Annotated in this window: 29 protein-coding genes; 21 read left to right on the top strand and 8 right to left on the bottom strand. The window is 71.1% G+C overall.

Annotated features, from left to right (window positions below; all coding sequences use genetic code 11):
- Positions 1–35 precede the first annotated feature (35 nt).
- Positions 36–545 (top strand): hypothetical protein, encoded by a 510-nt coding sequence (locus ACLJQF_RS05335; RefSeq protein WP_410607452.1) that lies wholly within the window; start codon positions 36–38, stop codon positions 543–545.
- On the opposite strand, the gene ACLJQF_RS05330 is transcribed toward ACLJQF_RS05335, so the two are convergent.
- On the bottom strand, positions 542–1,018 hold the full coding sequence (locus ACLJQF_RS05330; protein ID WP_410607070.1) for a TspO/MBR family protein: 477 nt from the start codon (positions 1,016–1,018) through the stop codon (positions 542–544). The genes ACLJQF_RS05335 and ACLJQF_RS05330 overlap by 4 nt on opposite strands.
- Before the next feature lie 60 nt (positions 1,019–1,078).
- On the opposite strand from ACLJQF_RS05330, the gene hemL reads away from it, so the two are divergent.
- From hemL to ACLJQF_RS05290, 8 genes are all read left to right on the top strand, one after another.
- Complete coding sequence (gene hemL / locus ACLJQF_RS05325) at positions 1,079–2,380, top strand: glutamate-1-semialdehyde 2,1-aminomutase (protein ID WP_410607069.1); 1,302 nt, start codon at positions 1,079–1,081, stop codon at positions 2,378–2,380.
- Entirely contained in the window at positions 2,377–3,003 is a 627-nt protein-coding gene (locus ACLJQF_RS05320; RefSeq protein WP_410607068.1) for a histidine phosphatase family protein, read from the top strand. The genes hemL and ACLJQF_RS05320 overlap by 4 nt, the downstream gene beginning before the upstream one ends.
- Positions 3,000–3,563, top strand: coding sequence for a redoxin domain-containing protein (locus ACLJQF_RS05315; protein WP_410607067.1), 564 nt, complete (start codon positions 3,000–3,002; stop codon positions 3,561–3,563). The genes ACLJQF_RS05320 and ACLJQF_RS05315 overlap by 4 nt, the downstream gene beginning before the upstream one ends.
- Before the next feature lie 95 nt (positions 3,564–3,658).
- A complete protein-coding gene (locus ACLJQF_RS05310) occupies positions 3,659–4,024 on the top strand; it encodes a hypothetical protein (protein ID WP_410607066.1) in 366 nt (121 codons plus the stop codon).
- 203 nt (positions 4,025–4,227) lie between these two features.
- Entirely contained in the window at positions 4,228–5,001 is a 774-nt protein-coding gene (locus ACLJQF_RS05305; RefSeq protein ID WP_410607065.1) for a cytochrome c biogenesis CcdA family protein, read from the top strand.
- Positions 4,998–6,593 (top strand): cytochrome c biogenesis protein ResB, encoded by a 1,596-nt coding sequence (locus tag ACLJQF_RS05300; RefSeq protein ID WP_410607064.1) that lies wholly within the window; start codon positions 4,998–5,000, stop codon positions 6,591–6,593. Before ACLJQF_RS05305 ends, ACLJQF_RS05300 begins: the two co-directional genes overlap by 4 nt.
- 3 nt (positions 6,594–6,596) lie before the next feature.
- Positions 6,597–7,565: a c-type cytochrome biogenesis protein CcsB gene (gene ccsB / locus ACLJQF_RS05295; RefSeq protein WP_410607063.1), complete on the top strand. Its 969-nt coding sequence runs from the start codon at positions 6,597–6,599 to the stop codon at positions 7,563–7,565.
- 77 nt (positions 7,566–7,642) lie between these two features.
- Complete coding sequence (locus ACLJQF_RS05290; protein ID WP_410607062.1) at positions 7,643–8,959, top strand: AAA family ATPase; 1,317 nt, start codon at positions 7,643–7,645, stop codon at positions 8,957–8,959.
- A 76-nt stretch (positions 8,960–9,035) separates the two neighbouring features.
- On the opposite strand, the gene ACLJQF_RS05285 is transcribed toward ACLJQF_RS05290, so the two are convergent.
- Positions 9,036–9,221, bottom strand: coding sequence for a hypothetical protein (locus ACLJQF_RS05285; RefSeq protein ID WP_013222436.1), 186 nt, complete (start codon positions 9,219–9,221; stop codon positions 9,036–9,038).
- Between the two features lie 146 nt (positions 9,222–9,367).
- Positions 9,368–9,580 (bottom strand): BldC family transcriptional regulator, encoded by a 213-nt coding sequence (locus tag ACLJQF_RS05280; RefSeq protein ID WP_410607061.1) that lies wholly within the window; start codon positions 9,578–9,580, stop codon positions 9,368–9,370.
- A 278-nt stretch (positions 9,581–9,858) separates the two neighbouring features.
- Here ACLJQF_RS05280 and ACLJQF_RS05275 point away from each other — a divergent pair, with 278 nt between their 5' ends.
- From ACLJQF_RS05275 to ACLJQF_RS05265, 3 genes are read left to right on the top strand one after another with little or no spacing between them, the layout of a single operon-like run.
- Entirely contained in the window at positions 9,859–10,332 is a 474-nt protein-coding gene (locus ACLJQF_RS05275) for an Lrp/AsnC family transcriptional regulator (RefSeq protein WP_191311466.1), read from the top strand.
- An 11-nt stretch (positions 10,333–10,343) separates the two neighbouring features.
- Positions 10,344–10,631, top strand: a complete 288-nt coding sequence (locus tag ACLJQF_RS05270; protein ID WP_410607060.1) for a DUF4229 domain-containing protein — start codon at positions 10,344–10,346, stop codon at positions 10,629–10,631.
- Positions 10,628–11,704 carry a PLP-dependent cysteine synthase family protein gene (locus tag ACLJQF_RS05265; protein WP_410607059.1) on the top strand — a complete coding sequence of 359 codons (1,077 nt, stop codon included), beginning with the start codon at positions 10,628–10,630 and terminating at the stop codon, positions 11,702–11,704. Before ACLJQF_RS05270 ends, ACLJQF_RS05265 begins: the two co-directional genes overlap by 4 nt.
- Here ACLJQF_RS05265 and ACLJQF_RS05260 read toward each other — a convergent pair.
- The 4 genes from ACLJQF_RS05260 to ACLJQF_RS05245 all read right to left on the bottom strand — a co-directional run bounded on the left by ACLJQF_RS05260 (position 11,701) and on the right by ACLJQF_RS05245 (position 14,918).
- Positions 11,701–12,570, bottom strand: coding sequence for a 1,4-dihydroxy-2-naphthoate polyprenyltransferase (locus tag ACLJQF_RS05260; protein WP_410607058.1), 870 nt, complete (start codon positions 12,568–12,570; stop codon positions 11,701–11,703). The two genes, ACLJQF_RS05265 and ACLJQF_RS05260, sit on opposite strands and share 4 nt — an antisense overlap.
- Before the next feature lie 109 nt (positions 12,571–12,679).
- The gene (locus tag ACLJQF_RS05255) at positions 12,680–12,817 is read right to left on the bottom strand and encodes a hypothetical protein (RefSeq protein WP_410607057.1); all 138 of its coding nucleotides are present in this window, start codon (positions 12,815–12,817) and stop codon (positions 12,680–12,682) included.
- Positions 12,818–12,868: 51 nt separating this feature from the next.
- Positions 12,869–13,993 (bottom strand): o-succinylbenzoate--CoA ligase, encoded by a 1,125-nt coding sequence (gene menE, locus ACLJQF_RS05250; protein ID WP_410607451.1) that lies wholly within the window; start codon positions 13,991–13,993, stop codon positions 12,869–12,871.
- Position 13,994: 1 nt separating this feature from the next.
- On the bottom strand, positions 13,995–14,918 hold the full coding sequence (locus ACLJQF_RS05245; RefSeq protein WP_410607056.1) for a 1,4-dihydroxy-2-naphthoyl-CoA synthase: 924 nt from the start codon (positions 14,916–14,918) through the stop codon (positions 13,995–13,997).
- 57 nt (positions 14,919–14,975) lie between these two features.
- On the opposite strand from ACLJQF_RS05245, the gene menD reads away from it, so the two are divergent.
- From menD to ACLJQF_RS05230, 3 genes are all read left to right on the top strand, one after another.
- Positions 14,976–16,661, top strand: coding sequence for a 2-succinyl-5-enolpyruvyl-6-hydroxy-3-cyclohexene-1-carboxylic-acid synthase (menD, locus tag ACLJQF_RS05240; RefSeq protein ID WP_410607055.1), 1,686 nt, complete (start codon positions 14,976–14,978; stop codon positions 16,659–16,661).
- Positions 16,662–16,781: 120 nt separating this feature from the next.
- On the top strand, positions 16,782–18,314 hold the full coding sequence (locus ACLJQF_RS05235; RefSeq protein WP_410607054.1) for a M1 family metallopeptidase: 1,533 nt from the start codon (positions 16,782–16,784) through the stop codon (positions 18,312–18,314).
- Positions 18,315–18,336: 22 nt separating this feature from the next.
- Positions 18,337–18,774, top strand: coding sequence for a DUF3592 domain-containing protein (locus ACLJQF_RS05230; RefSeq protein ID WP_410607053.1), 438 nt, complete (start codon positions 18,337–18,339; stop codon positions 18,772–18,774).
- 309 nt (positions 18,775–19,083) lie between these two features.
- Here the strand turns inward: ACLJQF_RS05230 and ACLJQF_RS05225 are convergent, their stop codons facing one another.
- Complete coding sequence (locus tag ACLJQF_RS05225; protein ID WP_410607052.1) at positions 19,084–19,914, bottom strand: inositol monophosphatase family protein; 831 nt, start codon at positions 19,912–19,914, stop codon at positions 19,084–19,086.
- A gap of 177 nt (positions 19,915–20,091) precedes the next feature.
- On the opposite strand from ACLJQF_RS05225, the gene ACLJQF_RS05220 reads away from it, so the two are divergent.
- From ACLJQF_RS05220 to ACLJQF_RS05195, 6 genes are all read left to right on the top strand, one after another.
- Positions 20,092–21,162 (top strand): glycosyltransferase family 4 protein, encoded by a 1,071-nt coding sequence (locus tag ACLJQF_RS05220; RefSeq protein ID WP_410607051.1) that lies wholly within the window; start codon positions 20,092–20,094, stop codon positions 21,160–21,162.
- Between the two features lies 1 nt (position 21,163).
- On the top strand, positions 21,164–22,267 hold the full coding sequence (locus ACLJQF_RS05215; protein WP_410607050.1) for a glycosyltransferase: 1,104 nt from the start codon (positions 21,164–21,166) through the stop codon (positions 22,265–22,267).
- A gap of 23 nt (positions 22,268–22,290) precedes the next feature.
- Positions 22,291–22,980 carry a demethylmenaquinone methyltransferase gene (locus ACLJQF_RS05210; protein ID WP_410607049.1) on the top strand — a complete coding sequence of 230 codons (690 nt, stop codon included), beginning with the start codon at positions 22,291–22,293 and terminating at the stop codon, positions 22,978–22,980.
- 10 nt (positions 22,981–22,990) lie between these two features.
- The gene (locus tag ACLJQF_RS05205; RefSeq protein ID WP_410607048.1) at positions 22,991–24,277 is read left to right on the top strand and encodes a geranylgeranyl reductase family protein; all 1,287 of its coding nucleotides are present in this window, start codon (positions 22,991–22,993) and stop codon (positions 24,275–24,277) included.
- Between the two features lie 504 nt (positions 24,278–24,781).
- Complete coding sequence (locus ACLJQF_RS05200; RefSeq protein WP_410607047.1) at positions 24,782–25,201, top strand: NADH-quinone oxidoreductase subunit A; 420 nt, start codon at positions 24,782–24,784, stop codon at positions 25,199–25,201.
- A 4-nt stretch (positions 25,202–25,205) separates the two neighbouring features.
- The gene (locus tag ACLJQF_RS05195; protein WP_020643101.1) at positions 25,206–25,754 is read left to right on the top strand and encodes a NuoB/complex I 20 kDa subunit family protein; all 549 of its coding nucleotides are present in this window, start codon (positions 25,206–25,208) and stop codon (positions 25,752–25,754) included.
- The last annotated feature ends 4 nt before the right edge of the window (positions 25,755–25,758 follow it).

Below are 25,758 nucleotides of genomic sequence, written 5' to 3'. Positions count from 1 at the left end.
ACCAGGAGGCGGCACTTTCACGTGAAAGTGCCCCTTTGGAGCCGACTGCGGAACAGATCGTCGCCAGGCCGGCCGTCGACGGTGACCTGAACGCCGAAATGCGCCACGCCGCGAAACCGTTTTCGCGCACCACGCTGGTGCTCGCCGGGCTCGTCGTGCTCGCGATCGCGTTCGGTGGCGGTGTCTGGACGCACGCGGCGTTCGGCTCCACCACGTCCGCGCGCCCGAGCGGCACCGCCGGCGGGACGCAGGCCCGCACTCAGGGCGGCACCGGCCAGCAGGGCGGCACCGGCCAGCAGGGCGGGTCCCGCGGCGGCCGTGGCACCACGGGCACCGTCGACCGCGTCGACGGCACCACCGTCTACGTCAAGACCGCGCAGGGCACCGACGTCAAGGTGTCCACATCGGACTCGACCACGGTCGGGGTGACCCAGCAGGGCAAGCTGGCGGACCTCAAGCCGGGCGCGACGGTCGTCGTCCAGGGCCAGGCGGGCAGTGACGGGACGGTGACCGCGCAGGCCATCACCCAGGAGGCCGGGCGCTAGTTGAGGACGATGATCGCGGTGTTGAGCGCCGTCGCGTAGAGGATCCAGGCGAGGTAGGGCACCAGCAGCGCGGCGGCGGCCTTCGACCGGCGGCCGAACAGGACGATCGTCACCACCACGACGACGTCCAGCAGGATGATGTCGGCCAGGGCGACCCTGGCCGCGCCGCCCTCGAAGAACAACGGCGTCCAGAGCAGGTTGAACAGCAGGCCGATGCCGTAGGCGGCGAAGCCGCGCGTTTCGCCGTCCGTCCGCCAGTACAGCCAGCCGGCCACCGCGATGGTGACGTACAGCACCGTCCACACCGGACCGAACAGGGACGCGGGCGGCGCCCACGGCGGCTGCTCGAGCCGCGCGTAGACCTCTCTCGCCGACGTCGCGGCCAGGCCGCCGACCACGGCCACCACGGCGACGACGCCCAGGAACCCGGCCAGCATCAGCCACTGGTTGCGGTGCGGGGCGCGTTCGGTCACCGGCTGTTCCCCTCCCGGGCGGCTGCCCGCCATCCTAGGCGGGTTTGCGAGGATGGACCCGTGAGCACTGGAACCGAGCAGTCCAAGGCATGGTTCGAACGAGCGAAGGCGGCCATCCCGGGCGGGGTGAATTCGCCGGTGCGGGCGTTCAACTCGGTCGGCGGTACCCCGCGGTTCATGGTCCGCGGCGAGGGCCCGCACCTGTGGGACGCCGACGGCAACCGCTACGTCGACCTGGTGTCGTCCTGGGGCCCGATGATCCTGGGCCACGCGCACCCGGCGGTCGTCGAGGCGGCTCGCACGGCGGCGACGTCCGGGCTCTCGTTCGGCACGCCGACGATCGGCGAGGTCGAGCTGGCCGAGGAGATCATCGGCCGGGTCGCGCCGGTCGAGCGGGTCCGCCTGGTCAATTCGGGCACCGAGGCCACGATGAGCGCGATCCGGCTGGCCAGGGGCTTCACCGGGCGGTCGAAGATCGTGAAGTTCGCCGGGTGTTACCACGGTCACGTCGACGCACTGCTCGCGCAGGCCGGCTCCGGCGTCGCGACGCTCGGGCTGCCGACGTCGCCGGGTGTCACCGGCGCCCAGGCCTCGGACACGCTGGTGCTGCCCTACAACGACCTCGACGCGGTCCGGAAATCCTTTGTGGACAACCCGGGGGAGATCGCCGCGGTGATCACCGAGGCGGCGGCCGGGAACATGGGCGCGGTGGCGCCCATCGACGGCTTCAACGCGGGGCTGCGCGAGATCGCCCACGAGCACGGCGCGCTGCTGATCATGGACGAGGTGATGACCGGGTTCCGCGTCTCGCACGCGGGCTGGTTCGGTCTCGAAGGCGTGGCCGGTGACCTCTACACGTTCGGCAAGGTGATGTCCGGCGGGCTGCCCGCGGCGGCCTTCGGCGGCCGCGCCGACGTGATGGCCAAACTCGCCCCGGGCGGGCCGGTCTACCAGGCCGGGACGCTGTCCGGGAACCCCGTCGCGGTCGCCACGGGCCTCGCGACGCTGCGTGCGGCCGACCATGCCGTGTACGCGGCGCTCGACGCCAACGCCAAACGCCTGGGCAACCTCTTCCGCGCCGCTTTGGGTGAAGCCGGGGTTGCGCACCACGTCCAGTACGCGGGCAACCTGGTGAGCGTGTTCTTCGGGGAGACGCCGGTCCGCGACTACGCGGGCGCGCAGGCGTCCGAGACGTGGCGCTTCCCGCCGTTCTTCCACGCGTTGCTCGATGGCGGCGTGTACGCGCCTCCGAGCGCGTACGAGGCCTGGTTCGTCAACGCGGCCATGGACGACGAAGCGTTCTCCGTGATCGAAGCGGCTCTGCCCGCGGCGGCGCGCGCGGCGGCCGGAGCTGTCCAGTGACCACCGTCGTCCACATGCTGCGGCACGGCGAAGTGCACAACCCCGAGAAGATCCTGTACGGCCGGCTCGAGGGCTACCGGCTCTCCGAGCGCGGGCAGCGGCAGGCGCTGACGGTCGCCGAAGCTGTTGCTGCCCACGACCTCGTGCACGTCGTCGCGTCACCGTTGCAGCGGGCGCAGGAGACGGCGGCCCCGATCGCCGCCGCGCACCGGCTCGACATCGCCACCGACGAGGGCCTGATCGAGGCGGGCAACCAGTTCGAGGGCCTGCAGGTGGCGGTCGGCGACGGCGCGCTGCGCGAGCCGAAGCACTGGCCGAAGCTGGTCAACCCGTTCAAGCCGTCGTGGGGTGAGCCGTACCTCGAAATCGCGCACCGGATGCTCGGCGCGGTCCACCGGGCCCGGGAGGCGGCCGACGGGCACGAGGCGCTCTGCGTGTCGCACCAGCTGCCGATCTGGACGCTGCGGCGGTTCCTCGAGGGCAAGCGCCTGTGGCACGACCCGCGCCGTCGCCAGTGCTCGCTGGCCTCGCTGACCAGCCTGGTCTTCGACGGCGACGAGCTGCGCGAAATCGTCTACAGCGAGCCCGCGGGCGCCACCGACCCGAAGGTGACCGGGGCATGAAACGGCTGGTCGTGGGGTTGGTCGCGGCGCTCGCCCTGGCGGGCTGCAGCACGGGCAAGGACGCGGTGGTGCAGGGAAGCAGCTTCAGCTTCGTCTCCCCGGGCGGCAAGGTCGACATCACCTACGACGTCGCCCAGCGCCAGACGGCCCCGGTCCTGGCCGGCGAAGACCTGATGAACGAGGGCAAGCAGCTGTCGCTGGCGGACTTCGCGGGCAAGGTCGTCGTCCTGAACCTGTGGGGCCAGTGGTGCGGGCCGTGCCGCACGGAGGCGCCGGAGATGGAGTCGCTGGCCAAGCAGGGCGTCCAGGTGGTGGGCATCGACGTCCGCGACCCGGCGCGCGAGGTGGCCCAGGACTTCGTCCGGGACCGGGAGCTGACGTACCCGTCGATCTACGACCCGGACGGCCGGGTGCTGCTCAAGCTGAGCGGCTACCCGCGCAACATCATCCCGTCGACGATCGTGCTGGACAAGCAGCACCGGGTGGCGGCGGTGTTCCTGCGGCCGGTGCTGGCCCAGGACCTGCTCCCGGTGGCGCAGCGGCTGACCGCGGAAGCTTGACCGCGATCGGGGGCTTTTGCCGGTTTTCAACCGACCCGGGCAGTTTCTCGGCTAAGTTTCTCCTTGATCATTTAGGCAGACCAAGGGGAGGACCCATGCTCAAGAAGATCGCTGCCGCCGCGCTGGTCGCGGCCGCCGCCACCACGGTGATGGCCGCGCCCGCCCTCGCGTCCGCGGGCGGCTGCAACGTCCGGAGCTGCATCGAGGTGGACGGCAGCGGGCTGCGGGTCAACTCGATCCTGGCCCGCACCACGCACGGCGACAGCTTCTACGGCCACTTCCGCATCTACGGCGGCGGGATCGACATCAACAGCAGGACGGCGACCTGGAACTTCTCGGGGTTCAAGATCTACCCGGGCCGCGACCTGCCGAACGGGTCGGTGCTCTGCGTCGAAGGCTGGGAGCAGGCGGGTGGCGGTCACAACCTGATCGGCCGTCCGTGCGTCGAGGTGCACTTCTGACCTCCGGTGCCCAAGCGCCCCAAGGCGGCCTTGGTTGCGTCTGACGCACCGAAGGCCGCCTTGGGTGCGTCAGACGCACCGAAGGCCGCCTTGGGGCGCTCGGGACGGGACAGCCGGGACGAAGGTCCTGAACTGCTGTGACCGAGGTCCTGTGAAGCGGCCCCGGCGTTCTCACCGGGACCTCACTGCCTACCCTCAACGGAGTGAACTCCGTGACCGAGCTGGCGATCTCCGGACCGCTGCTGCTCGCCGCGGGTGTCGCGCTGCTGGCCGGAGCGATTTCCTTCGCCTCGCCCTGTGTGGTGCCGCTCGTGCCGGGGTACCTCGCGTACCTCGCCGCGCTCGTCGGCGCCGAGGCGCCCGCGGTCAGCGCCGATGAGGAGCGCAAGCAGGGGCGGTGGGCCGTCGTCGGGGCCGCGTTGCTGTTCGTGCTCGGGTTCACCGTCGTCTTCGTCGGCACGTTCGGCACGCTCGTCTGGCTGACCACCACGCTCACGCTCAACCAGGACCTGCTGCAGCGCTTCGGCGGCGTGCTCACCATCGCCATGGCGCTGGTGTTCCTCGGCTGGATCCCCGGCCTGCAGCGCGAGGTGCGCTCGCACCACGTCCCGCGCGGCGGGATCTGGGGCGCCCCGCTGCTCGGCGCGATCTTCGGGCTCGGCTGGACGCCCTGCATCGGCCCCACCCTGTCCGCGGTCATGACGATGGCCAGCGCGACCGGTGGCGCCGAAGTTCGCGGGTACGTGCTGATCGCCGTCTACTGCCTCGGCCTCGGGTTGCCGTTCCTGCTCATCGCGCTCGGCGCTCGCTGGGCCGTGCGCGCCACCGACTGGGTTCGCCGGCACGGCCACCAGGTGCAGATCTTCGGCGGCGTGCTGCTGATGATCGTCGGCATCCTGCTGGTCACCGGCGTCTGGGGAGATCTGATGGGCTGGCTCCGCAACGAGCTCGCGGTCAACCTGGAGCTGCCGCTGTGACGACCACCGAAGCGCCGCCGGTCGCCCCGAAGGGTCCCACGCCCGCCAATCGGACGTTCGCCTTCCTGCGCAACACCTGGCGCGGCCTGACGTCGATGCGCACCGCGCTCGTCCTGCTGTTCCTCCTGGCGCTGGCCGCCCTGCCGGGCGCGCTCCTGCCGCAGCGGAAGCTCAACGCGCCCAAGGTCGCCGAGTACATCACCGCCCACGGCTGGTGGGGGACGCTGCTCGACAAGCTCGAGTTCTACGACGTCTACTCCAGCATCTGGTTCTCGGCGATCTACCTGCTGCTGATGATCTCGCTCATCGGCTGCCTGACCCCGCGCAGCTTCGAGTACGTCAAGGCGATGCGGGCCAAGCCCGTGCTGACCCCGCGCAACCTGGCCCGGATGCCGCACTACCGGCTCGGCCGGGGCAAGACCGACGTCACCGCCGAGATCGCCGCCGCCCACCAGCGGCTCTCCGGCTGGCGCCGCGTCGAGCGCGAAGAAGCCGACGGCGTCCGCACGATCTCGGCCGAACGCGGGTTCCTCCGCGAGACCGGCAACCTGCTCTTCCACTTCAGCATGCTCGGCCTGATCGTGTTCTTCGCCCTCGGCAAGCTCTACAGCTACGAGGGCCAGGTCATCGTCCAGGCCGACGGCGACAGCTTCTGCAACTCCGGCATCTACAACTACGACTCCTTCAACGCGGGCCTGCGCGTCGACGGCACCGACCTGAACCCGTTCTGCGTGAAGGTGAACGACTTCACCGCGCGCTACACCGACTCCGGCCAGCCCGACTACTACCACTCGAACATCCAGTACCAGTCCGGCGCGGATCTGGAGACGAACACCTGGCGCCCGTACGGCCTCGAGGTCAACTCGCCGCTGCGCACCGCCGGCGACCGCGTCTACCTGCTCGGGCACGGCTACTCGCCGAAGTTCACGGTCACCTTCCCGGACGGCTCGCAGCGCACCCAGAACACGCAGTGGCGCACGGTCGACCCGTCGACGATGCTCGCCGAGGGCGCGACCAAGTTCGACCAGCCCGGCGTCACCGACGAGGTGCAGCGGCGGACCCGCCAGCTGGCCATCACCGGGCTGTTCGCCCCGACGGCGTTCCTGCACGGCAACGTCCTGACGTCGTCGGCGCCCGAGGCGGGCGACCCGGCCGTCGCGGTCGACGTCCTGCGCGGTGACCTCGGCCTCGACGCCGGACGCGGCCAGTCCGTCTTCGAGGTCGACCAGTCGCTGATCGACGACGGCAGGCTGAAGAAGGTCGCCCGGCAGAACCTGAAGGTCGGCGAGGAGATCAAGCTCGACGACGGCACGAAGGTCCGCTTCGACGGCGTCGACCAGTGGGTCTCGCTGCAGGTCTCCCACGACCCGACGCAGGGGTTCGTGCTCGGTTTCGCCGTCGCGATGTTCCTCGGCCTCGGCGCGTCCCTGCTGGTCAAGCGCCGCCGGCTGTGGGTGCGGGTGACGCCGGGAACGCCGGCCGACCCGGGTACCGTGATCGAGGTCGCCGGGCTGGCCCGCACCGACCAGGCCGGATACGGCGAAGAGTTCCACCGGGTGAGTGAACGCCTGATCAGTGGGCAGAAGGGCTGAGGCATGCCGATCAACGAGACGCTGTCGACCTACAGCGACTGGCTGTACACCACCGCCGCGGCGATCTACGTCGTCGCGCTGATGTTCACCCTGATCGAGCAGGGCTTCGGCGCCAAGGGCCGGCTCGCCACCGAGCGCGCCAAGCTGCGGGCGCGCGAGCTCGTCGGCGCCGGCGGCCCGCCCGTCGAGGAGCTCCCGGCCGCGCAGCGCGAGGTCGGCCGCCCCGAGCGGATCGGCCGGATGGGCGCGGCACTGCTCGTGCTCGGCGCGCTGCTGCAGCTGACGGCGATCGTGCTGCGCGGGCTCGCCGTGCACCGCGCGCCGTGGGGCAACATGTACGAGTACGGCATGGCCGTCACCTTCATCACGGTGCTGACCTGGCTGATCGTGCTGTGGAAGTTCCCGGTCCGGCACCTCACCGGCTTCCTGCTGCTGCCCGTCGTGATCCTGATGTTCATCAACGGCACGCTGCTGTACACGATCGCGGCGCCGGTGCAGCCCGCGCTGCAGTCGTACTGGCTGGTCATCCACGTCGCGGCGGCCATCATCGGCTCCGGCGTCTTCCTCGTGCCGGGCGTCGCGAGCGTGCTCTACCTGTTCCGCGCGGCCTACGACAAGGACAACACCAAGTTCGCCCGGTTCGCCCCGAAGCTGCCCGCGGCCGACGTCCTCGACCGGATCGCCTACCGGACCACCATCTTCGCCTTCCCGGTGTTCACCTTCGGCGTGCTTTGCGGCGCGGTCTGGGCCGAGTCGGCGTGGGGCCGGTTCTGGGGCTGGGACCCCAAGGAGACCTGCGCGTTCATCGCCTGGGTCGTCTACGCGGCCTACCTGCACTCGCGGGCGACCGCGGGCTGGCGCGGGGCGCGGGCCGCGATCATCAACATCGTCGGGTTCGCCGCGATGATCTTCAACCTGTTCTTCGTGAACCTGGTCTCGGTCGGCCTGCACTCCTACGCCGGGGTGGGCTGAGCATCCCGCGCGTCCGCCGACTACCGTCGACATCGGGGGACTGATGTGTCAGGCGGAGTGCGCGGAGGTTTTCACCGGTGACCGGACCCAGCGAAGAATCGGCTCCTGGCCACCCCGAACAGGCTGAAGCTGCCGCGGTGCAGCCGGGCCTGTTCACCGACGATCGGACGGATTCGCATCCGCACCCCGAGACGTCGGGTGCGTTCGACCTGCAGCCGACGCAGGCGGTGGCGCCGCCGCCCAACCCGGCGGTGTCCGGCCCGCACCAGGTCAACCCCGCCGTGTCGGGGCCGCACCAGGTGCCTTACGGCTATGACCAGAACCTCCCGCCGCTGCAGCCGCAGTACGGCGACCCGGCGCAGCAGTACCAGGCCCACGCCCAGTACCCGCAGCAACAGCCGTCGTCCGGGCTGCCGCAGCCTCAGGGCGGCAGGCACGCGGCCCCGCAGCAGCCGGGCCACGGCCACGACCTGTCGACCGCGCACCTGGTCAAGCAGACCCGGCGGCCCCCGCAGTCCGGCTGGCGCAAGGCGCTCTACGTCGGTTCTGGGAAGCTGGTCAACCCGGGGGAGAGCCCGGCGGACACCCGCCGCCGCGAGCTCATCGCCCGCGTCAACCAGCCGCTGCGCGGGTGCTACAAGATCGCGATGCTGTCGCTCAAGGGCGGCGTCGGCAAGACCACGGTGACCACGACGCTGGGCTCGACGTTCGCGTCCCTGCGCGGTGACCGCGTCGTCGCCGTCGACGCCAACCCGGACCGCGGCACGCTGTCGCAGAAGATCCCGCTGGAGACGACCGCGACGGTCCGCCACCTGCTGCGTGATGCCGCCCGCATCACCCGCTACAGCGACGTCCGGTCGTACACGTCCCAGGGCTCCAGCCGGCTGGAGATCCTGGCCAGCGAGCAGGACCCGGCCGTGTCGGAGGCCTTCTCCGAGGGTGACTACCGGCGCACGATCAACCTGCTGGAGCACTTCTACAACATCGTGCTCACCGACTGCGGGACCGGCCTGATGCACTCGGCGATGAAGGGCGTCCTGGACGTCGCGGACGCGCTGGTCGTGGTCTCGTCCGGCTCGGTCGACGGCGCCCGCAGCGCCTCGGCGACGCTGGACTGGCTCGAAGCCCACGGCTACGGCGAGCTGGTCAAGCGCTCGGTGGCGGTGATCAACTCGGTCCGGCCCAAGGGCGGCTCGGTCGACCTCGACAAGCTGTCGGCGCACTTCGGCGCGAAGGTCCGGGCGGTCTGCAAGGTCCCGTTCGACCCGCACCTGGAGGAAGGCGCCGAGATCGAGCTGGACCGCCTCTCCGGCGACACCCGCCTCGCGCTCCTGGAGCTGGCGGCCACCGTCGCCGACGGCTTCGCCACCCCGCTCTCCCAGGGCTACCGCTGACCAGCTCGTGAGTGGTAATTCGGGTTCTAACCCGAATTACCACTCACGACCGGCCGCGGCAGAAGGTAAAGGGTTCCTAGAGGTCTTCGTCCCGGCGTTTGCGCTGTTGTTCGGCCAGCTGGCGCAGGAAGTCGGGGTCGTCGTCCGGGGCGAGCGGGGCGCGGCGCGGAGTCGACGGCACCCCGATCCGCTGGCCGGCGAACGACCGCCACAAGAGCAGGGCGACGACCAGCGCGCCGACCGCTGCGAGCAGAGCGAGCATGCCGGATCCTTCCGTATGGCTGCCTGTCCCCCGAGGTTAACCGCTCCGGCCGTGTGATGGGCCTGAAGCCGGTCCGGAAAAGCACGAAGGCCGTGCCGGGGACGGGGTGGTTCCCGTACCCGACACGGCCCTGGCGTCCGGATGGTTCAGGCGGTGCGCGCCGGTTCGCTGGCGTCGGTGGTCAGCTCGGCGAGGAGATCGTTCACCTCGGCCTCCCGGAACCGCCGGTGCCCGCCGGGAGTCCGGATCGAGCCGATGCGGCCCGCGGTCGCCCACCGCGTCACCGTCTTCGGGTCCACTCGGAACAGCGCGGCCACTTCGCCTGGGGTGAGCAGGCGTCCGCTCATCGTCGCGGTCATTTTCCGCCTCCTTAACGAGCTCACTGCTATACCGGGAGGCGTCCGAGCCCTTCTGCCCGTCGCGCCGGGGTAGCCAACAAGGCAATCGTTGCACTTCACCCGCCAGGTACTCGAACGGTTGTCTCCGAGTAAAGAGCCCTTAAAGGTCAAAACGGACAGGTTGTTTACCGTCGGCAACTACCCTCCGGTGACCTGACGTGCGGAGACGGCGGGGCCTTGGCCACCGGCGGTGAGGCGTGGTGCCAATGGGGGATTGTCCAACCGCATAGAGTGATCCTGTGGATCAGTTGGACCGGAAGATCATCGCAGCGTTGCGCATCAACGGACGGGCCACCTACGCCGACCTCGGACGAGCCGTCGGGCTGTCCGCGTCGTCGGTGCACGAGCGCGTGGGCAAGCTGGAGGCCGCCGGGGTGATCACCGGCTACCACGCGGTCGTCGACCCGAGCTCGGTCGGCCTCGGCGTCACCGCCCTCGTCAGCATCCACCCGACCGACACGGCCACGGAGGACGACGTCGCCGACGCGCTCGCCGAGCTCGACGAGGTCGAGAGCTGCTACGCGGTGGCCGGCGACGAGGCGTTCGTCGTCAAGGTGCGGGTGTCGACCGTCGACGAGCTGGAGCGCACGCTCGGCCGGCTGCGCCGCATCCCCGGCGTCGGGCGGACGAACACCACCGTGGTGCTCTCGACGCGGTTCGAGGGCCGCCCGAACAACGCGGGCCTGCAGAAGGACCGGCCGGGCGGGGCGTAGCCTGCGTTGATGTGAGCGACGAGAAGCCTCCGCAGCTGGCCCGTGACCTGACGCTGTACCTGCTGGCGCGGTTCGTGCTGGTCGGGGCGATCGCGTGGGGGCTGTCCCTGACCGGGGTGCCGCTGCTGGTCGCCCTGCTGATCGGCCTGGTCGTCGGGTTGCCGCTCGGCCTGCTGCTGTTCCGCCCGCTCAACGCCCGCGTGACCGCCGGGCTGGCGAAGCGTAACGAGAAGCGGGCCCGGGCCCGGGCCGAGCTGCGCGCGCAGCTGCGTGGCGACGCCGCCGGGCAGTCCGAATGAGCCACAGCCGCAGCTGGGTCCGCGAGGCCGTCCGGATCATCGAGGCCGACGCCAACCGCAGCGCCGACACGCACCTGCACGTCTTCCCGCTGCCCCCGGAGTGGGGCATCGACCTGTACCTCAAGGACGAGTCGGTCCACCCGACCGGCTCGCTGAAGCACCGGCTGGCCCGGTCGCTGTTCCTCTACGGGCTGGTCAACGGCCAGATCGGGCCGGACACCGTGCTCGTCGAGGCCTCCAGCGGCTCGACCGCGGTGTCCGAGGCCTACTTCGCCCGGATGCTGGGGCTGCGGTTCATCACCGTCGTGCCGCGGCGCACGTCTCAGGAGAAGGTCGCGCTCATCGAGTTCTACGGCGGCGAATGTCACTTCGTCGACGAGGCCCCGGCGATGTACCCCGAGGCCGAGCGGCTCGCGGCCGAGTGCGGCGGGCACTACCTCGACCAGTTCACCTACGCCGAGCGCGCGACGGACTGGCGCGGCAACAACAACATCGCCGAGTCGGTGTTCGCGCAGATGCGCTCGGAGCGCCACCCGATCCCGAAGTGGATCGTCGTCGGCGCGGGCACGGGCGGCACGAGCGCGACCTTCGGCCGGTACGTCCGCTACAAGCGCCACACGACGAAGGTCTGCGTCGTCGACCCGGAGAACTCGTCGTTCTACGGCGCCTGGGAGACCGGGGCGCTGGACTACGGCACCGGCATGCCGTCGCGGATCGAGGGCATCGGGCGGCCGCGCTGCGAGCCGTCGTTCGTGCCGGGTGTCATCGACGAGATGTTCCAGATCCCCGACGCCGGGTCCCTGGCGGCGATCCGGCTGCTGCGCGAGCGGACCGGGCACTGGGCGGGCGGCTCGACCGGCACGAACCTCTACGGCGCGTTCCGGCTCATCTCCCGGATGGTCGAGGACGGCCAGGCGGGCAGCGTCGTCACCCTGCTGTGCGACGGCGGCGAGCGGTACGCGCACACCTACTACAACGACGAGTGGCTGGCCGGGCAGAACCTGGACCTCGCGCCGCACACGGCGTTGTTCGAGGAGTTCCTGAACACCGGGAAGTTCGCCCCGGAGCGCTAGATGTTCAGGCCGATAGCGGTGAACAGGGCCCACGCCAGCATGGCGAGGCCGGTGTCCCGCAGGGCGGGGATCAGCTCGCGCCCGGTCTTCCCGCCGCGCACCGCGCGCGCCGCCGGGAACAGCAGGCAGATGGTCACCAAGGCCAGCGTTGTCGGAAAGCCGGTGAAGATGAACCACAGGCTGATCACGTAGGGGATCGCGACCAGCGCCAGGTAGAGCCGCCGGGTGCCCTTGTCACCCAGACGGGTGGCCAGGGTGCGCTTGCCGGCCTCGATGTCGGTCGGGATGTCCCGAAGGTTGTTGGCCGTCAGGACCGCCGTCGAAAAGCAGCCGACCGCGACCGCGCAGGCGAGCGCCGCCCAGCTGACCCGGCCCGCCTGGACGTACACCGTGCCCAGCACCCCGGCCAGGCCGAAGAACACGAAGACGGCGATCTCGCCGAAGCCGTAGTAGCCGTACGGCTTCTTGCCGCCGGTGTAGAACCACGCGCCGAGGATGCACACTGCGCCCATCGCGAGCAGCCACCAGCGCCCGCTGACGGCCACCAGGACCAGCCCCAGCACTCCGGCGAGGCCCAGCGAGATCAGCGCGGCGGTCAGCACGGCCTTGGGGGCGGCGACGCCCGAGCCGACCAGCCGCAGCGGGCCGACGCGGTTTTCGTCCGTGCCGCGGATCCCGTCGGAGTAGTCGTTGGCGTAGTTGACGCCGACGATCAGCGAGAGGGAGACGAGCAGCGCCAGCACCGAACGCCACCAGGAGAACCCGTCCAGCGCGATCGCCGCGCCGACGCCCGCCACCACCGGCGCCACCGCGTTGGGCAGCGTCCGCGGCCGGGCCCCTTCGATCCACTCGCTCAAGCTCGCCATGGCGCTATTCAACGCCATGGTGATCAGCGGCGAGCCGGAACCCGCGAAGTCCTGCGGGGGTTCCGGGTGGCGGAGCCCCCGGCCCGGGGCGAAGCCCCGGATGTCACGGTCAGTCCGAGGTCGGCAGCTGCCAGACGAGCGACCCGCTGTTGGGGTCGACGCCGTCGGCGAGAGCCGCGCCCGCGGGCAGCAATACGCCCAGCGTGACGGCCGCGGCCACGAGTGCAGTTCTGAGCCAGCGCGTCATGGTGAGTAGCCAAGCTGGCGCACCCTGTGCGTGTCAACGGAGTGCCGCCATTCAGCCGCTCGAAATTCGCCGGAAGCGGGTCCGTACCGCCGCCCGGTCGACCTTGCCCGGCCCGCGCAACGGCAGCTCAGGGCCGAACTCGATGCGCTTCGGGGTCGACGCCGCCCCCAGTTCCGCGCGGACGGCCGCGCGCAGGTCGCCGTGCTCACCTTCCGGGACGATCAGCGCCACCACGGCCTCGCCCCACTCCGGGTCGGGCACGCCCACGACGCAGGCGTCCCGCACCCCCGGTTGCGCGCAGAGGAACCGCTCGATCGCGGTCGCCGACACCTTCACGCCGCCGGTGTTGATCATGTCGTCGGCCCGGCCGAGGACCTCGATGCGGCCGTCTTCGTGACGAACCCCACGGTCGGACGTCGTGAACCAGCCGCCCGAGAACGACTCGGCGGTCAGGTCGGGCTGCCGCCGGTAGCCGTGCGCGAGGACGTCCCCGGCGATCCGGATCCGGTCGCCGCCGACGTCGACCCGGACGCCGTCGAGGGGGACGCCGTCGTAGACGCAGCCGCTGGCCGTCTCGCTCATCCCGTACGCCGGTACGATCCGCACCCCGGCGTCCGCGGCGCGCTCCCGCAGGGCCGGCGACGTCGTCGCCGCGCCCACCACGATCGCGTCGAACGTCTTCGCCGCGGCCAGGCCCGCGCCGCCGTCGTCGAGCAGGCGGACCAGCTGGGTGGGCACCAGCGCCGTGTACCGCGGGCTGCCCTCCAGCCGGGCCGCCGCGGCGGCGAAGTCGTCCGGGCGGAAGCCGGTGCCGGTCAGCAGGGCCGGGGTCGTCCCGGCCAGCAGCGACCGGACCAGCACCTGCAGCCCGCCGATGTAGTGCGCCGGCGTCGCCAGCAGCCAGTGCCCCGGCCCGCCGAGACGGGCGTGCGTGGCTTCGGCGGACGCGGTCAGGGCGCGGGCCGACAGCAGGACGCCCTTGGGGTCACCGGTCGAGCCCGAGGTGGCGATGACCACGGCGGTGCCCGGCTCGGCGGGCTCGTCCGGCGCCATGGCGTCGCGCAGCGCGGGGTCGGTGAACGGCAACACCGCCGGGCCGCCGCCCAGCGCGTCGGCGACGGCTCTGGTCAGGGCGTCGAGTGCTTCGGGCGAGCCGTCGAGGTGAACCGGGAGCAGCTCAGTAGTAATAGGGGACGTCCTTGAAGTCGGGGTCGCGCTTCTCGAGGAAGGCGTCACGGCCTTCGACGGCCTCGTCCTGCATGTAGGCCAACCGGGTGGTTTCGCCGGCGAACAGCTGCTGGCCGACCAGGCCGTCGTCGGTGAGGTTGAACGCGTACTTCAGCATCCGCTGCGCCGTCGGCGACTTGCGCGTGATCTCCCACGCCCAGGTCAAAGCCTCTTTTTCCAGATCCGCGTGCGGGACGACGGCGTTGACCGCCCCCATCCGGTGCATCTGCTCGGCGGAGTACTCGCGGCCGAGGAAGAAGATCTCCCGGGCGAACTTCTGCCCGACCATCTTCGCCAGGTAGGCCGAGCCGTAGCCGCCGTCGAACGAGCCGACGTCGGCGTCGGTCTGCTTGAACTTCGCGTGCTCGGCCGAGGCGAGGGTGAGATCGCACACGACGTGCAGGGAGTGCCCGCCGCCCGCGGCCCACCCCGGGACCACCGCGATCACCGGTTTCGGCATGAACCGGATCAGCCGCTGGCACTCGAGGATGTGCAGCCGGCCGGCCCGCGCCGGGTCCACCGTGTCGGAGGTCTCCCCGCTCGCGTACTGATACCCGGACCGTCCGCGAATACGCTGGTCACCACCGGAGCAGAACGCCCACCCGCCGTCCTTGGGCGACGGGCCGTTCCCGGTGAGCAGGACACAGCCGACGTCGGCGCTCATCCGGGCGTGGTCGAGGGCCCGGTAGAGCTCGTCGACGGTGTGCGGCCGGAAGGCGTTGCGGACCTCCGGACGGTCGAACGCGATACGCACCACGCGTTTGCCGCCGTGGTTCTCAGCGGAACGGTGGTAGGTGATGTCGGTGAAGGCGAACCCTTCGACCTCGGTCCACGCGGCGGGGTCGAACAGCTCGGAAACTCGGGCGTCATCCACGTTTGCGAGGATAGGACCTGTGGACTCAACTGATCTCGATGGATGCGAGGCCTGCCGGTGAACCCTTCCACCGCGCAGGCCAGGGTCATCGTCGACGAACTCGTCCGCAACACCGTTTCGCACGTCGTCCTCTGCCCCGGCTCCCGCAACGCGCCGCTGTCGATCGCGCTCTATGACGCGGCGGCGGCCGGGAAGCTCCAGCTGCACGTCCGCATCGACGAGCGCGGGGCCGCGTTCCTCGCCCTCGGCATCGCCGCCCGCACCGGCCGCCCGGTGGCCGTGCTCTGCACGTCCGGCACCGCGGCCGCGAACTTCCACCCGGCCGTCCTGGAGGCCGACCGGGCCGGCGTCCCGCTGATCGTGCTGACCGCCGACCGGCCGCCCGAACTGCGGGCCGCGGGGGCGTCGCAGGTCATCGACCAGCACCAGCTCTACGGCGACGCGATCCGCTACTTCGACGAGCTGGCCGTCGCCGAGCGGCGGGCCGGCCAGAACTCGTACTGGCGCAGCCAGATCTGCCGGGCCTGGAACGCGGCCTACGGCGAGTGGCGCTGCGGGCCGGTGCACCTGAACATCCCGTTCCGCGAGCCGCTCGTGCCGGACCTCGACGACAGTGGTGCTGCCGGCGAATGGTACGAATCACTCGACGGCCGCGCGGACGGGTCCCGCTGGACCGAGCTGCCGGACTTCGGCGCGCTGCCGTCGTTCGTGGTGCCCTCGGCGCGCCACGGCCTGGTGATCGCGTGCGACACCGGCGTCCAGGCGGCCAGCGAGTGGGCCGAGCAGCACGGCTGGCCGGTGATCTCCGAAACCGGCGGGATCGGGCTGTCCGGCGGCACGGCGATCTCGTCCGGCGCGTGGCTGCTGGGCGTCGAGGAGTTCATCTCGCGGCACAAGCCCGAGCAGGTGCTCTGCCTCGGGCGGCCGACGGTGTTCCGGCAGATCCAGAACGTGCTCTCGGACGCCGAGGTCGAGGTGCTGCTGGTGCGGCCGGACTCCGACTGGCCGGCGCCCGCGCACAACGTCCGGCAGGTCGGGCAGTGGTTCGACGAACCGACCAAACCCGCCGACCCGGAGTGGCTGGCGAGCTGGCGCCGCGCCGACGCGGCGGCCGCCTCCGCCGTCGCCGAGACACTGGCTTCGGAGCCGTGGCCTTCGGGATTGCGGGTGGCCACCGAGCTGGTGGACGCACTGCCGCCGGACTCGCTGCTGGTCGTCGGCTCGTCCAACCCGACCCGGGACGTCGCGCTGGCCGGTCGGCTGCGCCCGGACGTCCTCGTGCACCGCAACCGCGGCGTCGCGGGCATCGACGGCACGGTCTCGACGGCCATCGGCGCCGCCTACGTGCACCGGGGCCCGTCCTACGCGCTGCTGGGCGACCTCACGTTCCTGCACGACGCGTCCGGGCTGCTGACCGGGCCCGCCGAGCAGCGCCCCGACCTGACGATCGTGATCCTCAACGACGACGGCGGCGGCATCTTCTCGCTGCTGGAGCAGGGCGCGCCGGAGCACGCGGCCAGCTTCGAGCGCGTCTTCGGCACCCCGCACGGCGCCGACCTGGGCGCGCTGTGCGCCGGTTACCGGGTCCCGCACGTCGTCGCGGAGACGCTGACGGAGTTCCGGGCGGCCCTGGAACCCGCGCCGGGGCTGCGGGTCGTCGAGGTGCGGGTGGACCGCTCGCGGCACCGCGACCTGCACGCCCGCCTGCGCGCGGCGGTGTCCGCGGCCGTGTCGGCAGGCTGAGTCAACCGCTTTCCGGGTGTAGTCCCAGCAGGCAAGAAACCTCCCTTCGGGTGTTCCTGGGTGGTTCCTGGCTGGCTACGTTCGAGCGCGCTGCTTCCTCACTCCTTTGGAGGATTTCGAATGCGTGCAAGAACGCGCACCGGTCTCGGTGCGCTCGCGGCCGGCGTCGTCTCGGTGCTGCTCGCCGGCACCGCGAGCGCGGCGCCCTCGCCCGGCGCCCCCGGCGTCGGTGACCCCTACTACCCGAACGCCGGCAACGGCGGCACGGACGTGCTGCACTACGACATCCGGCTGACCTACCAGCCCGCGACCGATCTCCTGTCGGGCACCACGACGCTGCTGCTCACGGCGACGCAGGACCTCTCGCGGTTCGACCTGGACTTCGCGCTGAAGGCGACGAGCGTGCGGGTGAACAACCGGCCGGCGCAGTTCACGAACCAGACCGGCAACGGCGAGTTCGTCATCACGCCCGCGCAGCCGCTGCTCAAGGGCCAGACCGCGACCGTCGTCGTCGCCTACGCGGACACGCCGTCGGCCGAGAAGGTGGACGGCCTCAACGCGTGGAAGAAGGGCACCTTCGGCGCCCTCGGCATCGACGAGCCGCAGAGCTCGGCGTGGTGGTTCCCGGCCAACGACCACCCGACCGACAAGGCGACCTACGACGTCTCGATCGAGGCGCCGGACGACAACGCCGCCATCTCCAACGGCACGCTGGTCCGCAAGACGAAGCAGCGTGCGGGCTGGACCCGCTGGCAGTGGCGGAGCACCAAGCCGCAGGCGACCTACCTGACGTCCTTCATCGTCGGCAAGTACGAGGTCGTCGAGTCGACCACACCCGACGGCAAGCCGTACGTCAACGCTTACGGCGCCGACCTCGGCGACTCACTGTACGCGGCGAAGGCCAGCGTCGAGCGGACGGCGGAGATCAACGAGTTCCTGGCGACCCAGTTCGGTCCGTACCCGTTCGAGGCCGAAGGCGGCGTCGTGACCAGCGGCATCGGCTTCTCCCTGGAGAACCAGACGCGGCCGACGTACGGCGCGCGCAACTTCCGCGCGGGCTCGAACACGACGCTGATCGCGCACGAGAACGCCCACCAGTGGTTCGGCGACAACGTCTCGCTGGGCCGCTGGAGCGACATCTGGCTGAACGAGGGCTTCGCGTCGTACGCCGAGTGGCTGTGGTCGGAGCACGAGGGCGAGGGCACGGTCGCCGAGCTGGCGCAGTACACGTACGACTCCAACCCGGCCGACGGTGACCTGTGGAAGCTGGTCCCGGCCGACCCGGGCGCGGACAACCAGTTCGACAACGCCGTCTACGACCGGGGCGCGCTGACGCTGCAGGCACTGCGGACGGCCGTCGGTGACCAGTCGTTCTTCGCCATTCTGAAGGCGTGGCAGGCGGCGAAGGGCGGTTCGCACGGGCGGATCCTCGAGTTCATCGCGCTGGCGGAGAAGATCTCGGGCAAGCCGCTGCACGACCTGTTCCAGACGTGGCTGTACACGGCGGGCAAGCCTGCGGTGGGCCCGAACGGCGCTGCCGTTGCCGCTCGCTCTGCCACGGCTGCGGTCTCGGCGCCGGCTTCCGTCAAGCCCCGTTCGTACGAGCAGATCCAGCAGAACCACCGGTTCCTCGCCGCCGAACACGCGGGCTGAGCAAGACCGCTACGCTCGCGGCGTGAGCACGAGAGGTGAGCGGGCGAGGCGCGTCGGGTGGTGGACCACCCTCGGCGTTGCCTCGCTCCTCACCGTGATGTGCGTGTGCCTGCTGTTCGCGGCGATCCGCAACGACAGCGCCATCTCGGCCCAGCTGGGCACGGCGACGGCCACGGTGGACTCGGTGGCGTTCGACCGGACGATCATCCATTTCGAGACTCCGGACGGGATCGTGCACAGTCCGGCGAACGGGGTGCTGTACCCGGATGGTCTCGCGGCTGGGCAGTTGGTGCGGATCGAGTACGACGCGTCGGACCCGGAGCTGGCCCGGGTGGCTGGGCGGTCGGCTGCTTTGACGTTGCTGCCGCTGGGGAGTTTCGTGTTCTTCACCTGGCTGGTGGCCGGGCCGGCGTTGTGGTGGATTCGGCGGCAGGACAAGCGGGTTGCGGTTGCGGCCTGACGCTCCGGCTTCTCTTCGGCGACCGGTGGGTGGTGTTCCCCCGCTCCTCGTCTTCGATTGTTCAACACCGGAGAGCCGGCCTCAAGGGCGCCTTCGGCGTCGCTTCGCGATGAGCTTCGCTCACCCTTGACCCCGGCTCTCCGGTGCTGACTGCGGCTGGGACGAGGGGCGGGGGAGGTGTAGGGCGGGGCTGTGTAGGGCGGGGCTGTGGTCGACGTCCTGAATGACTCATTCCTGACGTCCGACGTCAGGAATGAGTCATTCAGGACGTCGGTGGGGGAGTGGACAGCCGGACCCGTTGTGGACAACTCAGCCCGCCGTCTCCTGCCACCAGCCCAGTACCTCGTCCGCCACTCCCGGCGCCGCCACCAGCAGTCCGTCCGTCGGCAGGGCCGTGTCCTCGCCGTGCTTGTCCAGGACCACCGCGCCCGCCTCGATGGCCATTGCCACCGAGCCGGCCACGTCCCACTCGTGGTAGCTGTGCAGCACCGCCGCCGCCGCGTGGCCCAGCGCCACCTGGGCGATCGACAACGCCGCCGAGCCCAGCACCCGGACTCCGGCGTGGGCCGCCGCCGCTCGCTCGATGAAGCCGCCCATTCCCGGCCAGGGGCCGGTGCGGGCCAGCTCCGTGCACACCAGGGTTCCCGCCGTCACGCAGCGGTCCGCCAGCTGGATCGGCTTGCCGTTCGCGCGGGCCCCCCGGCCGCGCGCCGCGGCGTAGATCTGCGCCCGGTAGGGGTCCGCCACCACCCCGACCACCGGTCCTGACGCGTCCACCAGTGCCAGGCTGTACGCGCACCACGGCACCCCGGCCACGTAGTTCGCCGTGCCGTCGACCGAGTCGACCACCCAGCGGTATTCCGCGATGTCCGCGCCGTGGTCCGCGCCGAACTCGTGGCCGACCACCGGGATGCCCGGGAACTCCGCCGTCAGGACGCGGCGCGTGTGGCGCTCCAGGATGCGGTCGGTGTCGGTGACCCAGTCGAACGGCGAGTCCAGTGTCGAAGGGTGGGCGCCGCGGCCGGCGGTCGCGGTGATCACGTCGGTGGCGTCGTTGGCCAGCCGCCCGGCCACTTCGAGCGCCCTCGACAGCAGGCCGGGCTCGACGGGCCGCGGCGGCCGTGAGGACAAGAGGGTCATGCTTGCTCAGTCTGGGCCCCCCTGGTTTCCAGGACGCGACCTTGAGATGACATGTCGTAGCCGATCTGTTCCGGCACCGTTGGCCGCAGTGTCACACCAGCGCCAGCATCGGGTGCGATCGTCCAGGGTGTGCGAGTCGCCATAGTCACCGAAAGTTTCCTGCCCCAGGTGAACGGCGTGACCAACTCCGTCCTGCGGGTCGTCGAGCACCTGCGCGAACGCGCGCACGACGTGCTGATCATCGCCCCCGGCCCCGGCCCGGACTCCTACCGCGGCGCGCCGGTGATCCGGATCCCCGCGCTCGACGTCCCCGGCGTCAGCTCCCTGCCGATCGGGCTGCCGACGCGGACCGTGCTCAACGCGCTGGCCGCGTTCGGCCCGGACGTCGTGCACCTGGCGTCGCCGTTCGTCGTCGGCGCGCGCGGGCTCGCCGCCGCGAGACGTCTGCGCGTCCCTTCGATCGCCGTCTACCAGACCGACATCGCCGGGTTCGCCGCCGCGTACGGCTTCGGGATCGCCGCCCGCGCCGCCTGGCGCTGGGTGCGGCGGCTGCACTCGCGCGCCGACCGGACCCTCGCCCCGTCCAGCGACTCCGTCGAACAGCTGCGGCTCCACGGCGTCCCCCGGGTGCACCGGTGGGCGCGCGGCGTCGACATCGACCGGTTCTCGCCGGCGCACGCCGACCCGGCGCTGCGGGCCGAGCTGGCTCCGGACGGCGAGCTGCTCGTCGGGTTCGTCGGCCGGCTGGCGCCCGAGAAGGAGGTCGACCGGCTGGCCGCGCTCGCCGGCGTGCCGGGGATCCGCGTGGTCGTCGTCGGCGACGGGCCGGACCTCGAAAACCTCCGGGAACAGCTGCCGGACGCCGCTTTCCTCGGCGCGAAGTACGGCGAAGACCTCTCGAAGGCGTACGCGAGCCTCGACGTCTTCGTCCACACCGGACCGCACGAGACGTTCTGCCAGGCGGTACAGGAGGCGATGGCCTCCGGGCTGCCGGTGCTCGCCCCGGACGCCGGTGGCCCGAGGGACCTCGTCCTGCCCGGCCGCACCGGTTACCTGCTGCCCGCGGACCGTGAACGGTTCGGCCCGGCGCTCGTCGAGAAGGTCGACGCCCTCCGCGACGCCGCCTTGCGCGCGAGGCTCGGCGAAAAGGCGCGCAAGGTGGTGCTGGGCCGCACCTGGCCCGCCGTTTGCCACGAGCTCGTCGGGCACTACGAAGCCGTGCGGGGCCGGGCCGCCCGCGCGGCCTGACGTGCACATCGTCCAGCTCGCGAACTTCTACGGGCCGCGCTCGGGCGGGCTGCGCACCGCGCTGCACCACCTCGGCGCCGGGTACGTCGCGAGCGGGCACGAGGTGACGCTCGTGGTGCCCGGCCGCCGGTACGCCGACGAGGTCCTGCCGACCGGCGTGCGCCGGTTTTCCCTGCCGGCGCCGCAGATCCCGGGCACCGGCGGCTACCGCGCCGTCGACCCGCACCGGGTCCGCGCGGTGCTCCGCAAGCTGGAACCGGACCGGCTGGAGGTGTCCGACCGGCTGACCCTGCGGGGGATGGGCGGCTGGGCGAGCCGCCACGGCGTGCCCAGCACGGTCGTCTCCCACGAGCGCCTCGACCGCCTGCTGGAGCAGTTCCTGCTGCCCGCGCCGGTCGCCCGCCGCGTCGCCGACGTCGCGAACCGGCGGATGGCCGCGAGCTACGACACGGTCGTCTGCACGACGGCGTTCGCGCGTGCCGAGTTCGACCGGATCGCGGCGCCGAACGTCCGCCGCGTCCCGCTCGGCGTCGACCTCACGACGTTCCGGCCCGCCCGGCGCGACGACGGCTGGCGCACGGACCTGGCCGGGGGAGCGGATGTCCTGCTGGTCCACTGTGGACGTCTGTCGCCGGAGAAGCACGTGGAGCGCAGCGTGGACACCGTCGCTTCGCTGACCGAGGCCGGTGCGAAGGTGCGGCTGGTGGTGGCGGGCGACGGGCCGCGGCGGCGGGCCCTCGAACGCCGGGCGCGCGGCCTGCCGGTGACGTTCCTGGGGTTCCTGCCGGGCCGCGGCGACGTCGCCCGGCTGCTGGCCAGCGCGGACGTCTCCCTCGCGCCGGGGCCGCACGAGACGTTCGGGCTCGCCGCCCTGGAGGCGCTGGCGTCCGGGACGCCGGTGGTCGTGTCGGCGTCGTCCGCGCTGCGAGAGATCGTGCGGCCGGGCTGCGGGGCGGCGGTGGACGACCACGCGCCGGCGTTCGCTTCGGCTGTGACGGACCTCCTGGACCGGCCAGAGGACTTGCGCAGGGCGGCGGCGCGCGCGAGGGCCGAGGAGTTCACCTGGTCCGCGGCCGTGGCGGGCATGCTGGCCACGTTCCGCTGAGGTCCGCGGACTAATCTCAGGCTATGTCACGCGCAAGCCTGGACAAGGACCCGCACGAGGTCGCCGCGATGTTCGACGGCGTCGCGGACGGGTACGACCGGGCGAACTCGTTCATGACCTTCGGCTTCGACCGGCGCTGGCGCACCACCACCGCCCGCGTGCTCGACGCCCGCCGCGGCGAGAAGGTCCTGGACCTCGCCGCCGGCACCGGGGTGTCGACCGTCGAGTACGCCCGCGGGGGCGCGTGGTGCCTGGCCGCGGACTTCTCCTTCGGCATGCTCCGCGCCGGGCTGCACCGCAACGTGCCGATGGTTGCGGCCGACGCGCTCAACCTGCCGTTCGCCGACGAGAGCTTCGACGCCGTGACGATCTCCCTGGCGCTGCGCAACTTCGTCGACACGAAGGCCGCGCTCACCGAGATCGCCCGGGTGGTCAAGCCGGGCGGCCGCCTGGTGATCTGCGAGGTCTCGACGCCGCCGTTCGCCCCGATCCGGTTCATCCACCGGCGGTTCATGCTGAAGCTGCTCACCTGGGTCGGCAAGCGGACGTCGTCGAACCCCGAGGCCTACTCCTACCTGGCCGAATCGATGCTGGCCTGGCCGGACCAGCGCACGCTCGGCGAGATCATCGCGAGCGCCGGCTGGACCGACGTCGAGTGGTTGAACCTCACATTCGGCGTCGTGGCGATCCACCGCGCGCGAAAGCCTGCCTAAACTCGCGCCTATGACGCGACGCACCGCAGACCAGGACGCCGAAGTCATCGTCGTCGGCGCCGGACCCGCTGGGTCCACCGTGGCCACCTACCTGGCCCGCGCGGGCGTCGACGTCCTGCTGCTGGAGAAGACCGAGTTCCCCCGCGAGAAGGTCTGCGGCGACGGCCTGACCCCGCGCGGCGTGAAACAGCTCATCGACCTTGGAATAGATACAGCCACCGACGCGGGCTGGGTGCACAGCCGCGGCCTGCGGATCCTCACCGGCGACCTGACGCTCGAACTCGACTGGCCGGACCTCACGAGCTACCCGCCGTACGGCGTTTCCCGCACCCGCCACGACTTCGACGACCTCCTCGCGAAGCTCGCCGTGAAGGCGGGCGCGCGGCTGTACGAGCGCACGACCGTCACCAGCGCGATCACCAACGCGACCGGGCGCGTGGTCGGCGTCGAGGCGAAGGTCGGCCCGGAGCGAACGCCGGTGAAGTACTACGCGCCGCTGGTCCTGGCCTGCGACGGCGTCTCCGCGCGGCTCGCGCTGAGCGTCGGCATCCAGAAGAACGAGAAGCGCCCGATGGGCGTCGCCGTGCGCCAGTACTACAAGAGCCCGCGCCACGACGACCCGTTCATCGAGGGCCACCTCGAGCTGTGGGACCGCTCCGACCCGCGCGACCCGAAGCTGCTGCCGGGCTACGGCTGGGCGTTCCCGCTCGGCGACGGCACGGTCAACGTCGGCCTCGGCATGCTGTCGACGTCGGCCTCGTTCCGGAACACCGACTACCGCGCGCTGCTGCGCCAGTGGCTCGACGGGACGCCGGAGGAGTGGGGCTACCGCGAGGAGAACGCGATCGGCAAGGTCGGCGGCGCCGGCCTCCCGATGGGCTTCAACCGCACCCCGCACTACCGCGACGGCCTCCTGCTGCTCGGCGACGCGGGTGGCATGGTGAGCCCGTTCAACGGCGAAGGCATCTCGGCCGCGATGGAGTCCGCGCAGATCGCCGCGGAGGTCGTCGTGCAAGCGCTTGCGCGCCGCGAAGGCCCCTCCCGCGAGCGTGCTTTGGAGGCGTACCCGCGGGCCGTGGGCGAGCTGATGGGTGGCTACTACCAGCTGGGCAACGTCTTCGCGAAGATCATCGGCAAGCCGAAGATCATGCACGCCTGCACCAAGTACGGGCTGCGCATCAACAAGCTCCTCCCGCTGGTCTACAAGGGCCTCTCCGGCTGCTACGACGCCAAGGGCGGCGACGGCGTCGACCGCCTCATCGCGGCCCTCGCCCGCGTCACCCCCACCCCCCGCTGACGTACTTCGTGAAGGCCACCTTGAGGAACTTAGAGTTCCTGAAGGTGGCCTTCACGACGTTGGTCTCTGCGCGCGCGGACACTCGGGTGGCCTAACAAGTTGGCCGTGCGGTCAGTGGGATAGATCACAGGTCAGGGCCCGGATTGTCCGGTCGGGGAGCGATCTTGAACGCCCTTCGCGCAGGTCGCGCGTGCGGCGCCGCCGACCCGTGACAACGTTGGCGCTGGAAGTTAGGGCACCCTCATAACACGGGGTACTAGGGACAAGAGTGTGAGTCGCGTCCTAGACTCCCCCCATGCTTTGTGAATCCCTTCACATCCGCGACGAGTCGCTTGTGAACTATTTCACAAGCGCTCTGTTTTCCCCCACCCGGTCCAGCCACGGGCCGTAAGGAGACCCTGACCCTCGGCGGTGTGACCCAGGTCCCTTAGGGTGCCGACGAGGCCCAGCGGTTCCCCACCACAAGCTCAACCGCAGCGGCGCGGAAAGGATGGCGAAGACCCCGTGCTGACGTTGCTGACCCGAACCGACACGGTGCAGCTGGCGCAAGAGGCCCCGAGCCTGAAGCCCTACCTGCCCCTGGTCCTGTTGTTCGTGCTGGCGCTCGGTTTCGCCGTGTTGTCGGTCCTGCTGGGCCCGCTCGTCGGACCCAGCCGGTACAACAAGGCCAAGCTCGAGGCCTACGAGTGCGGCATCGAGCCGTCCCCGCAGCCGCTCGTCGGCGCCGGGCGGATGCCGGTCGCGTACTACATCACCGCGATGCTGTTCATCCTGTTCGACATCGAGATGGTCTTCCTCTACCCGTTCGCCGTGCAGGCGGACGCGCTGGGCACGTTCGGCCTGGTGGAGATCCTGCTGTTCATCGCGACGGTCGGCTTCGCGTACGCCTACGTGTGGCGGCGCGGCGGCCTGGATTGGAACTAGACCCATGGGCCTCGAAGAGAAACTCCCCAACGGCATCCTGCTGGCCAGCCTCGAAGGTCTCGTCAACTGGTCGCGGAAGAACTCGATGTGGCCGGCCACCTTCGGGCTCGCCTGCTGCGCGATCGAGATGATGACCGTCGGCGGTTCCCGCTACGACATCGCCCGCTTCGGCATGGAGCGCTTCAGCGCGACGCCGCGGCAGGCCGACCTGATGATCGTCGCCGGGCGCGTCACGCAGAAGATGGCCCCGGTCCTGCGCCAGATCTACGACCAGATGGCCGAGCCCAAGTGGGTGCTCGCCATGGGCGTCTGCGCCTCCTCCGGCGGCATGTTCAACAACTACGCCGTGGTGCAGGGCGTGGACCACATCGTGCCGGTCGACATGTACCTGCCCGGCTGCCCGCCGCGGCCGGAGATGCTGCTGGACGCGATCCTCAAGCTGCACGCCAAGATCCAGGACGAGCCGATCAACGCCCGCCGCGCCGCCATCCGCGCGGCCAGCGGGGCCCGGACCGAGCTCGTCGCGTCGTCGATCAAGTACGCGAAGAAGTAGAGCG

Origin of the sequence: Amycolatopsis sp. lyj-109, assembly GCF_046548995.1 — a bacterium.
Taxonomy (GTDB): domain Bacteria; phylum Actinomycetota; class Actinomycetes; order Mycobacteriales; family Pseudonocardiaceae; genus Amycolatopsis.
Note: the sequence above shows the minus strand (reverse complement) of the source record. Positions and strands in the feature narration are given on the sequence as shown.